10 protein-coding genes are annotated in these 10,555 nt (G+C 65.5%); 7 read left to right on the forward strand and 3 right to left on the reverse strand.

Annotated features, from left to right (window positions below; all coding sequences use genetic code 11):
• The first annotated feature begins 222 nt into the window (after positions 1-222).
• From ABEA50_RS21465 to ABEA50_RS21475, 3 genes are all read left to right on the forward strand, one after another.
• A complete protein-coding gene (locus tag ABEA50_RS21465; protein WP_345497387.1) occupies positions 223-813 on the forward strand; it encodes a DUF6461 domain-containing protein in 591 nt (196 codons plus the stop codon).
• A 352-nt stretch (positions 814-1,165) separates the two neighbouring features.
• The gene (gene gndA, locus ABEA50_RS21470; protein WP_345497388.1) at positions 1,166-2,611 is read left to right on the forward strand and encodes an NADP-dependent phosphogluconate dehydrogenase; all 1,446 of its coding nucleotides are present in this window, start codon (positions 1,166-1,168) and stop codon (positions 2,609-2,611) included.
• Positions 2,612-2,995: 384 nt separating this feature from the next.
• Entirely contained in the window at positions 2,996-3,175 is a 180-nt protein-coding gene (locus ABEA50_RS21475; protein WP_345497389.1) for a hypothetical protein, read from the forward strand.
• A gap of 229 nt (positions 3,176-3,404) precedes the next feature.
• On the opposite strand, the gene ABEA50_RS21480 is transcribed toward ABEA50_RS21475, so the two are convergent.
• From ABEA50_RS21480 to ABEA50_RS21490, 3 genes are all read right to left on the reverse strand, one after another.
• On the reverse strand, positions 3,405-4,586 hold the full coding sequence (locus ABEA50_RS21480; protein WP_345497390.1) for a GDSL-type esterase/lipase family protein: 1,182 nt from the start codon (positions 4,584-4,586) through the stop codon (positions 3,405-3,407).
• Between the two features lie 601 nt (positions 4,587-5,187).
• The gene (locus ABEA50_RS21485) at positions 5,188-5,682 is read right to left on the reverse strand and encodes a flavin reductase family protein (protein WP_345497391.1); all 495 of its coding nucleotides are present in this window, start codon (positions 5,680-5,682) and stop codon (positions 5,188-5,190) included.
• Positions 5,683-6,151: 469 nt separating this feature from the next.
• On the reverse strand, positions 6,152-6,793 hold the full coding sequence (locus ABEA50_RS21490; protein ID WP_425577682.1) for a TetR/AcrR family transcriptional regulator: 642 nt from the start codon (positions 6,791-6,793) through the stop codon (positions 6,152-6,154).
• Between the two features lie 121 nt (positions 6,794-6,914).
• Between ABEA50_RS21490 and ABEA50_RS21495 the strand changes: the two genes are divergently transcribed.
• From ABEA50_RS21495 to ABEA50_RS21510, 4 genes are all read left to right on the forward strand, one after another.
• Positions 6,915-7,649, forward strand: a complete 735-nt coding sequence (locus ABEA50_RS21495) for a nuclear transport factor 2 family protein (protein WP_345497393.1) — start codon at positions 6,915-6,917, stop codon at positions 7,647-7,649.
• Positions 7,650-7,855: 206 nt separating this feature from the next.
• Entirely contained in the window at positions 7,856-9,025 is a 1,170-nt protein-coding gene (locus ABEA50_RS21500; RefSeq protein WP_345497394.1) for an SDR family NAD(P)-dependent oxidoreductase, read from the forward strand.
• Positions 9,013-9,150: a hypothetical protein gene (locus tag ABEA50_RS21505; RefSeq protein ID WP_345497395.1), complete on the forward strand. Its 138-nt coding sequence runs from the start codon at positions 9,013-9,015 to the stop codon at positions 9,148-9,150. The genes ABEA50_RS21500 and ABEA50_RS21505 overlap by 13 nt, the downstream gene beginning before the upstream one ends.
• A 214-nt stretch (positions 9,151-9,364) precedes the next feature.
• Positions 9,365-10,510, forward strand: coding sequence for a thiolase family protein (locus ABEA50_RS21510; RefSeq protein ID WP_345497396.1), 1,146 nt, complete (start codon positions 9,365-9,367; stop codon positions 10,508-10,510).
• The last annotated feature ends 45 nt before the right edge of the window (positions 10,511-10,555 follow it).

Here is a 10,555-nt window from a genome sequence, read left to right on the forward strand (position 1 = left end):
CCGAGGTTTCTGATTGGCTATTCACCTGTGGCACAACAACTTCGGGTTCGATGCGTGGGTACTGATCGAACAAGGCCTATGTTCCGTTTCGATCTCCCGCCTGTGGCGGCTCAGTACCTGGCGCTGCGCAGCCCACCACGTTCTCGGGTCCGCGGTTGTCGGTCATGCGTGCGATGATTCCCACAGTTATATCTGTTGCGCCAGAAAGGGACTCCGAATCTCGTGACCGATCTGCCCGAACCCCCCGACGAGTCCGACGTGACACACCCGTGGATGGAGGTCGGACTGGAGGACTTGGACTACGCCTACAGCGTCACTGTGATTCACCACGTGGATCCGGACGAGGCGCTGCGCCGTTACGGGATCGACGAGAGCCGGATCATCACGACCACTTGGGCCGAACTCCAGCTGGCTCGCGAGGACAGCGTCGTTTACCGGGTGGTCGCCGCGTTCGGGCTCGGCCCGCACACCCTGATCGTCGAGGACGGTGGCGAGGGGGCCTCGCAACCGGAACTATCCGAGGGAACCTTCGCGGTCTCGAGCTATTGCAGCATCAACGCCGACCAGCTATTTCTGGTCAGCCGGGACGGACAGACCCTGGCCGAGTTCGATGAAGGCTTGCCGAGCGGGGTGTGGGGAGCCGAACCGTGGGTGATCGAGGAAGCCCTGGCCGTGATGGGCATCGATGACCCGAACGTCTTCGACGAGGACGACGCCGAATTGCTCGACGATCTCGAGTTGTTGTGCCAGCTCGCCGAGGTCCGACCGACGGTCGCGGACGTGGCAGGACCCGCCCGCGCCATTCTGGAGTGACAGCGACAACGGGTGCGGCCCCCGGGATGCCGCGACACCAGCGGATCACCCTGGTGTAACCACCTACCCCTCGACATCGAGCCGGGTGCGAGCTGACAGACAATCCGCACCTGAAGACCGCCTCGGACCCGCGGCTCCCACCAGTGGTGCGGGACAAACGAAAGAACGAATCGACAACCAGTAAGGCGCGCCGACCTCGCTCGTTGAGTCGGTGGTGAGCCTCCCGTGTGGTCGGCGAGCTCGTGGTGGTCGTGGTGTTCGCCTTTGCCGCCGCCGACGGGGTAGAAAGGTTCGTGGCCGGGCCTTCGCGCGGTCACCCCTTTTGCCCCTGTCGAACGAAGAGAGCGGATTCATGGCGACCTCTACAGCGCGCGCCCAGATCGGCGTCACCGGCCTGGCGGTCATGGGCAGCAATATCGCCCGAAACTTCGCCAAGCACGGCTACACGGTGGCGTTGCACAACCGCAGCGTGGCCAAAACCGATGCCCTGCTCGCCGAACACGGCGCCGACGGCGAATTCGTGCGCACCGAGACGATCGCGGAATTCGTCGGCGCACTGGAGAAGCCGCGCCGCGTGCTGATCATGGTGAAGGCGGGCGAGGCCACCGACGCCGTGATCGAGGAATTAGCGAACGCGATGGAGCAGGGCGACATCATCATCGATGGTGGCAACGCGCTCTACACCGACACCATCCGGCGCGAAGCGGCGATGCGGGAGCGTGGACTCAACTTCGTCGGCGCGGGAATCTCCGGCGGTGAGGAGGGCGCGCTCAACGGGCCCGCGATCATGCCCGGTGGCCCGAAGGAGTCCTACGAGTCGTTGGGGCCGCTGCTGGAGTCGATCGCCGCACAGGTCGACGGCACCCCCTGCTGCACCCATATCGGTCCCGACGGCTCCGGCCACTTCGTGAAGATGGTGCACAACGGCATCGAATACGCCGACATGCAGTTGATCGGCGAGGCCTACCAATTGTTCCGCGACGCACTCGGATTCGACGCGAAGCAGATCGCGGACGTCTTCACGCAGTGGAACTCGGGCGATCTCGAAAGCTACCTCGTGGAGATCACCGCGCAGGTGCTCGAGCAGGTCGACGCGAAGACCGGCAAGCCGCTGGTCGACGTGATCGTGGACGCGGCCGAGCAGAAGGGCACCGGTCGCTGGACCGTGAAAGCCGCGCTCGACCTCGGTATCCCGGTGACCGGCATCGCCGAAGCGGTGTTCGCACGGGCGCTGTCGGGTTCGCGGGCGCAGCGCAAGGCCGCCGTCGGTCTCGCGTCGGGCCAGTTGGCCGAAAAGCCCACCGACGTAGCGCAATTCACCGAGGACATCCGGCAGGCGCTGTATGCCTCGAAGGTTGTCGCCTACGCGCAGGGTTTCGACCAGATCGTCGCGGGCAGTGTCGAATACGGTTGGGACCTGCACCCCGGTGACATGGCGACCATCTGGCGCGGTGGTTGCATCATCCGCGCTCGCTTCCTGAACCGGATCAAGGAGGCCTACGCGCAGGACCCCACCCTGCCGAGCCTCATCCTCGCCCCGTACTTCCGTGAGGCGATCGAAACCGCCATCGACAGCTGGCGGCGCGTCGTGTCCAGCGCCACCCTGCTCGGAATTCCGGTGCCCGCGTTCGCGTCATCGCTGTCGTACTACGACGCGTTGCGTGCCGAACGCCTGCCCGCCGCGCTCACCCAGGGCCAGCGCGACTTCTTCGGCGCGCACACCTACGAACGTGTCGACAGCGAAGGCAAGTTCCACACACTGTGGAGTGGGGATCGCAGCGAGGTCGCCGCAGGCTGATCGCCGCACTTGCTGTCGAAGGTCCGGCACCGCCGCGGTGCCGGACCTTTTGTTGTGCTGGTCGCGGGGTTGTCTCGGCCGTCGACTCAGGGCAGCGCGTGGCGAACGCGTGGTCACTTCGCTCGACCGGCATGCGGCACCGCTTCCGGCTGGCTGCGCGTCGAGTTCTGTCGGTGCACAGTGGGCACGGTGAGTTTCGACGGGGTACAGGGCGGTCGCTCGCGCGGTGTGGTCCAGTCTCCCTTCCCGCCGCGCGCTGACGGTGTGGCCCGACATCTGCGCTGACCGTCCCCGTTAGTGCTGGTCCCGGGCACGCTCGCTGAGTGCGATCGCCGTGGAAAACTCGCGGCGATGTTCGAAAGAGATTCTTGGGCAATCGATTCCATGCAAGACAGCAGCATCGAAGTGACACCGCGCTCGGTCCACGCGGCGAGCAACTGGGCGACCGCGCTGTTGACCGGATTCGCCTTCTTGACCACCGGTTTCGCCCTGGTGACCCAGCAGTCGCCGGAAGGCCTCGGCATCCTCCGGTGTCGTGATCACGATTGCCGCGCTCGGTCCTGAACCGACCGGACGGCTTGCGGGGGCTGCACTCGAAGTCGTGCGGCTTGTGCATCGACGGCGTCGTGGTCGCTGCCGGATACGTGGTCTCGCGCCGTTCGGTGGACACTGCCGACGCGCCCAGCGTAGGTCGCCGAAGTCGGTGGCGACCGATTCCGTGCACGCGGGCCTGCCGAGCGCGCGGTACCGGGCAGTCGCGTGGCACGCGTTGTGACGCAGGCTATCGCGCGGGTCAGTGCTGGCCGAATGCCCCGGTCTTGTCGAACGCCAGCTGCGCGAAACGTGTCGCGATCAGCTCGTGTGTCGCCGCGTCGGGGTGCAGGTTGTCCGGCAGCGGGTGTGCGGCGGAGTCGTCGGGGCCGTAGAGCTCGAGACCGTCGAGGTAATGCAGATTCGGGTCGTCGGCCATGCGCGTGGCCATGAGGTCGGCGAGTTGCTCGCGAACCACCTTCAGGGTGAGTTTGCCGCGGGGAACCTCGGCGGGGTCGCCGGTCGCCAGGAACCGAACCCGGCCCACACGCAGCGCCTCCACATCGAACATGCCTGGGCCGGGGGCGTTCTCGTGGATCGGGCAGTACAGCGGGCCGACCACGAGCAACGGCGCGTCGGGGTGTCCGTCGCGGACGGTATCCAAGAACCCGTGTACCGCGGGACCGAAGGCGCGCAGCCGCATGACGTCGCCGTTGACGATATTGATACCGATCTTCACGCTGAGCAGGTCGGCGGCGGTATCGCGCATCGTGCGCGCGGTGAACGGGTCGAGCATCGCGCTGCCCGCGAGTCCGAGATTGATCAGCTCCACATCGCCGCTGGCCGCCGACAGTGCGACCCACGTGGTGCTGGGGCTCGCGGCATTCGACCCCTGACTGATCGAGCTCCCGTGGTGCAACCAGACGCGTCGATTTCCGATCGACGCGGGCGTGATCGGCGCGTCGGTCCGCAGCGCGACGAGCTCGATGCGCTCGTAGTGCGGCAACCAGATCTCGATGTCCTTGTCGTGCGCGGGCAATTCGGCGAACCGCACGGTGCCGACGGGTCCGTGCTCGATCTCCACCTGCCCGGTGGAGAGATTCGCGCGCACCACATCGCCACCCGTTGTAGTGACCCGCTGCGCGAGTTTCCCGTCGACCCGCAGATCGACCGTCCCGTCCGGACGATCGGGCACCCCGACAATGGCGTTTCGCGTGCGCAGCAGGTCGAGCTCGATCACCGTTGAGCTGGTACGAAACACCAACCGCACACCCGACGGTTGTGCCTGCGCACCCACCAGTTGCGGATCCGCGCACTGCGCGCGAGCCGCCGCGGGCAGGCGGTGCGGAAGCCACCCGCGCTCGGTCGGTGCCAACTCGGCGGCACCACGAACGAACTCGATATCGAGAGGGTGGTCCCGCATCACATTGTCCGCACTGGTCATAGTCGCTCGCTCACCTCCTGTGTGGAAATCCATGCAACCAGGCGCCGACCGAGAACCGACCATCGGGTGCCGCCTCGGATCGGCGCGGAGTTCTCTGCTTCCCGTCGTGGGTCACATCGCGTCGCGGCTGGCGGGGGAGTCAGCCGATGTCCTGCGTCGCCGCACGGGTCACGACAGGCGGCGAACGACCGAAAGATGTACTACACCAACGTCACCGCCGCCCGTGTCCGCGGGTCGAACAGGGCGTCGAGGCCGCCGGCACCCGCGATGTCGCCGCCGAAGCCGGGGCGAACCAGGCGCTGGCCTACCGCTCTCGCGGGTCGAGGAAGCTCTTTCACCGCGAGTGCGGATTCGATCGGAGCCCGAACACCGCCGTGTGTGCATCGGCCTGAACCGGCGGCGCCGGAGTGCCCAGTTTTCGTCTGCGTCGACGACTCCTCGAGTTGCACAGGACCTCGAGGAGTGCCGAGCGGCCCTGCGCGAGCTGACCGCGCCTGGCCGAGGGCGGCGAATCACCTTCCGCGGCAGCCGGACTCGCCGCACTCCTGCTCTCGGCGCGACAGCCCGTGGAAGAGCTCCACGCCTACCAGGCGCACCATTCTCACGCGTCGTGGCCGGGATGGAAATCACGCACATCGGCGAAACCGACCAGCCGCGAATCGGTTTCGTCACTCGTCCGGGTGTCGAGAGCGACGGGCTCGAGCAGATACCCCCGGTGGTCGCCGAAATCCACGCGCTCGATGATCTCGCCGACGAACCAAGCGGCGGCTTCCTCGAGGATCGGTGTTCGGTACGGCCCGTCCCGCCACCGGCAGCGCGCGAACTTGTCGACGTCATCGCCGGTGGTCTCCCCGAACAGGTGGGCGAGCCCGATGTCGTGCCGCGCGACCAGGTGCACTGCGAGGTGGCGTGCCTCGGTCGCCACGCAGCTGGTGAAGTTCGCGACCGACACGCACACCAGGAAGCGCGGGGGCTCGATACTCACCTGCGACGCGAACCCGACCAGACACCCGGCCCGCTGCTCACCGCCGCGGCAAGTGACGATGAACATCGAGTAGTCGAGCAACGCCAAGAAGCGTTGTGGGTCAACGGCCATACTCGGTCCTCTCGCCGGCCTGCCGCGCTTGCTTCGACCACACCGACACAGGCTTGATTCGGGTGTGCGGGTCCTGCTGTGCGAAGTGCCCTGGACTCGCGCAGCCAAACGTGGTGTGGGCTAGGTTTTGTCTCGAAGTGGAGCAAGGACAGGCCACGGGCCTGTCCTTGCTCACGAGTGTCTTAGCCACTGGTTGATCACGGCAATGTGGATCGTGGCCTGTTAGCCGACAGCGAGTTTGTCGAATCGGGTTGCCACGGCCCGATGCTGTTTTAACTGGTTGATGCCGCGTGGTCTCACTCTATCTGGAATGGGTCGACGTCGACGTCAGCCGTGACCGGATCACCGACGCGGCTGTCGATATCATCTTCGCGCTGGTGCAAGCCGCGCGATCGTCCCCGTGAAATCCGGCAGCCAACTTTCAGATCGTCGCGGTACGAGTGGCGCGACCGGGGTGCCGTGATCGACTCTACTGTCGCCCAAGGAAAGCGATGCCGAGTAGTGCGACGACGATACCGGCGGCATCGTCCACTAGCTGTTCGCGGGTGATCGTCAGGTGTCCGTCGGTCCATTCGAGGTATATGGCGGTCAGCGCGCCGGCAAGGGCGGTGCCGATGGTGGCTAGCGACTCGTCGCTGCTGGTGAACAAGGTTTCCGCAACGGGGCCGAGTAAGGGTGCCAGGCCACGGAACACCGAGGGGGTCCGCTGGGTGATGTGGCGGCGCAGATAGTCATCGGCCATGGGCTCACGAAGTAATACACGCGCGCGGCGCGGGTCTTCCTCGAAGAAGTCGGCGCATGCCTGCAACGCCGTCCGAATGGCAGCGGACGGGTCGGCATCCGGTGCGATGGCTGAAAACTCTTGGAACAGAGCGGTTTCGGTGCGGTCGTACACTGCGGCCAGGAGAGTTTCGCGGTTGTCGAAGCTTTCGTAGAAGTACCGAGGACTCAGATTCGCCTCCCGGATGACCGCCCGCATGGTAACCGCACTCGCGCCCGCAGTGCCGAGTAGGTCGAACGCGTGATCGAGTAGTTGTTCGCGTCGTTCGCCGGATCGGTCCTGAAGAGTCTGGCCGCGCCAGAGTTTGGGTGTCTCGGTCACGAACCCCATCCTCGCATCCGGTATCCGCCACTACATTGACATCATGCGATTCTATATGAATCGTGTGATTCATCTTGAGTGCGGAGCCGCCACATCGTGGCCGCCGCAGTGGTCGTGTGAAAGGTGCGCCATGTTCAACGAGGAACAGTTCCAACAGGCTCTACGGCAGCCGCGGCTGTCCAAGCCGATTCCGGAATTTCTGAATTCCAATCGCGCGGTGCCGATTCGGGCGATCCCAGAGGCCGAGTTGCAGGTCAGCACCCTGCGGTGGTTCGAGGATTTCGAGCGCAAGCTGGAGTTCTACAGCAAGCTCGGGGCGGACCTGAGCTGGGTGATGGAATGGGCCAAGAAGTACTGGTGGAGCTTCCTGGTCCGCGATATGAGCGTGAACGACGAGCTGTACTCCGCTGACATCCGGTATACCGATGTGACGACGTTCGGGCGCACGATCGTGGGGATCGACGAGTTCGTGAAGTACAACTTCGCGTTCTTCGACGCGATCCCGGACTGGCGATATGACCCGCTGCCGAACCAGGTGTACTTGGACGTGACACCAGAGGGTCGGGTGCGCACCATGATTCGCTACATCGGTAGCGGGCATTGGACCGGCCCGCTGCGGTTGTACCCGTACGACGAGTCCGCACCGGTGATCTACGGCAACGGGCGTTTCATCCAGTGCCCGGCCGTGGACCGCTATCACTTCAACGCCGACGGGCTGATGGAGGAGGGGGAGACCCTCTATGACTTTCTGGACGCGACCCAGCGCGGCGGTGTGCTGCCACGCGACGACAGCTGGCAGTTCCGCACCCTGATGGCCGCATCGAAAGTGCCCGCACTGTTGTCGCGATTCGGGACCAAGAGGTAGTGGCCGGTGCGCGCACTGTATCCGGCGGTGCGAATGCGTATTCGGCGCTGCACACCGATGCCACGGGCTGCGGGACGGGGACGACACGCCGCCTCGAACAGGTGCGGACCGGGAAGGTCGCCGGCAACTCCCATTCCGCGGTCTTGCCGTTGACCTCCCAGCGACCGCGTATCTGTCCTCATTCATCGAAAGGCGTAATCCATCGTGTGCGAGCCGGGCAGGGGATCGGTCGTGAATTGGCCACCGTGCTGCACAGCCGAGGCGCCTGCGTGGCGCTGGTCGACATCGACGGCGAGTGGGTCGAGCGCACCAGTGCTGTGCTCGGCGACCGTGCGCTGCCGATCGCGACCGACGTCGCCGACCGCGACGCCATGAGGGATGCCGTCACCGCAACGGTCCAGCGGTTCGGCGGATGTGATGTCGTAGTTGCGAACGCTGGCGTCGTGCCGCCACCGGCAACGTTGCGCATCGTGCCGGGCGGGGCGTTCGATCGTGTCATCGCGATCAATCTCACCGGCGTGTTCAACACCGTCCAGCCGGCTTTGCCGCACGTCATCGCCGGGGCAGGACATGTGGTTGTGGTTTCGTCGTGCGCTGCCTTCGCGCCACGCATGGGCGGAGCGCCGTACATGATCAGCAAGGCGGCCGTCGAGCAACTCGGCCGTGCGCTGCGTGCGGAGCTCGCGCCCCACGGTGCCACCGCCGGCATCGCCTATCTCGGAATAGTCGACACAGCGCTGACTCACAAGACGCTGGACGACGATGATCTCGGGCAGGAGATGAATACATTGCTGCCCAAGCCATTACGCACTCGGATCACCTCGGTTGATGCGGCCCGTAGCATCGCCTCGGGCATCGAGCACCGCGCGGCGGCGACGTTCGCGCCGCGCGCATGGCAGCCGTACAGCCTGCTGCGCGGACTCGTCAACGCCTGGCTCGATGCTGTATATCTCTCAGGCCGTCACGATCTAGGCCCAGGTGCGATACATCGCCGACGCGATCGACCGAGCCGAGCGCCACCACATCACCGCCCTCGACGTTCGACCCGAAATCTAGCGGGAATTCACCGGTTCGGTAGATCGAAAGCTGGCCGGCAGCGTATGGAACAGCGGTGGATGCTCGTCCTATTATCTCAGCTCGACCGGGCGGAACTTCATATTTTGGCCCGGATTCGCCTGGCAATCCAGCGTCACAGGGCCAAAGCTGACCTGGACGACTTCGTAACCGTTCCTGCGTCACCCCCCGGTTCCAGCCAACAAGACGGCACCCTCGACAGCCTGAACTCGCAGAGAACCGTTCGCGGTGGCCAGGCGTCGCGAATTGGACCTGTGATTCTTGGATCAGGGCCGTCGTCGCGGTCGCGATGGCGGTGGTGATCGATGTGCTCGGCTCGCAATTGCACAGTAAGACAAGCGAACTCACCGGCGTCGACGACCGTGGGACGCAGGCAGCGCCCGCCGAGCAGGTAGCACTCGACTACTCGGAGGGCGCCGCGGAATGAAGTTCCAGGATCTCGCGAACAGCTCAGCGTCGATTGCCGGAAACGGCTGGGCCCGCACCGAGGAGGCGCGGCCGGTAACTCACGCTGAACACCTGTTTTCTCCCAGACATAGGCAGCTGCGGTCGCTGGGATCGGCAACGCTGTCTTGTTCGACTCGTCCAGGGGATCTTGAATTGTTCCCACCTGAGCACTCCAGTTTCGAAGGGTGGGAACCGTGCGTGAAGTCGTCCTCGTCGAGGCGGTACGCAGTCCGATCGGCCGCCGCGACAAGGGCCTTGCGGATGTTCATCCAGTGGACCTGGCGAGTCAGGTGCTGTGCGCACTGGTGCGGCGCAGTGGGCTGGACCCGACGCTGATCGATGACGTGATCATGGGTTGTGTTTCGCAGGCGGGTGAGCAAGCGGGAAACATCGCCAGGATGGCCGCGCTCGCTGCGGGGTGGCCCGAGGCGATCCCGGGCGTGACAGTCGACCGGCAATGTGGGTCCTCGCAGCAGGCAATCCAATTCGCGGTCGCGTCGGTGATGTCGGGTATGCAGGATGTTGTGGTCGCGGCGGGAGTCGAGTCGATGACTCGGGTTCCGATGGGCGCGGCCCGCCTAGACGTCGAATCCACGCTCGGCCCGGCGCTGGAGCGGCGTTATGGCCTGCGGCGATTCAGCCAAGGCGACGGTGCCGACCGGATTGCCGAGCGTTGGCAGCTGTCCCGTGGCCGCCTCGATGAGCTTTCCGCCGAATCACACGCCCGTGCGCAGCGTTCGCAGGACGCGGGCGAGTTCACCGACGAGATCGTGGCCATCACTACGCCGGATGGCGACAAGATCGCAGCCGATGAGGGCATCCGTCGCGGTACGACGACGGAGAAGCTCGGCGTGCTGGCGCCCGCCTTCGGCGGCGCGCACACCGCGGGCTCCGCGTCGCAGATCTCCGATGGTGCGGCAGCGGTTTTGGTGATGGCGGCCGAACGTGCGCGCGAGCTCGGATTCGAGCCCCTCGCGCGTCTGCACGCGTTCAGTGTCGTCGGCACCGACCCGATACTGATGCTGACCGGACCGATCCCGGCGACCGCGGATGTGCTGGCCAAGGCGAAGCTGTCGATCGAGGAGATCGATACCTTCGAGGTGAACGAGGCGTTCGCGGCGGTGCTCGGTGCCTGGTTAGCGGAGACCGGCGCCGACCCGGCGAAGACGAACCCGCAGGGCGGGGCCATCGCGCTCGGGCATCCGCTCGGCGCTTCCGGCGCCCGGTTGATGACCACGATGGTGCACCGCATGCGTCGCGAGGGAGCCCGCTGGGGATTGCAGACCATGTGTGAAGGCGGCGGCATGGCGAACGCGACGGTCGTGGAGACGCTGTCGTGAACGCTGCGGACGGAATCCGACTGGATCGCGAAAACGGAGTCGCCA

The sequence above is a fragment of the Nocardia callitridis genome (assembly GCF_039543305.1).
GTDB lineage: Bacteria > Actinomycetota > Actinomycetes > Mycobacteriales > Mycobacteriaceae > Nocardia > Nocardia callitridis.

Excerpts from the sequence above, each read along its gene's own strand:
- gndA (WP_345497388.1), top strand. The coding sequence starts at position 1,166 with ATGGCGACCTCTACAGCGCGCGCCCAGATCGGCGTCACCGGCCTGGCG.
- ABEA50_RS21505 (WP_345497395.1), top strand. The coding sequence starts at position 9,013 with ATGGCGGTGGTGATCGATGTGCTCGGCTCGCAATTGCACAGTAAGACA.
- ABEA50_RS21480 (WP_345497390.1), bottom strand. The coding sequence starts at position 4,586 with ATGACCAGTGCGGACAATGTGATGCGGGACCACCCTCTCGATATCGAG.
- ABEA50_RS21490 (WP_425577682.1), bottom strand. The coding sequence starts at position 6,793 with ATGGGGTTCGTGACCGAGACACCCAAACTCTGGCGCGGCCAGACTCTT.
- ABEA50_RS21475 (WP_345497389.1), top strand. The coding sequence starts at position 2,996 with ATGCAAGACAGCAGCATCGAAGTGACACCGCGCTCGGTCCACGCGGCG.
- ABEA50_RS21485 (WP_345497391.1), bottom strand. The coding sequence starts at position 5,682 with ATGGCCGTTGACCCACAACGCTTCTTGGCGTTGCTCGACTACTCGATG.
- ABEA50_RS21495 (WP_345497393.1), top strand. The coding sequence starts at position 6,915 with ATGTTCAACGAGGAACAGTTCCAACAGGCTCTACGGCAGCCGCGGCTG.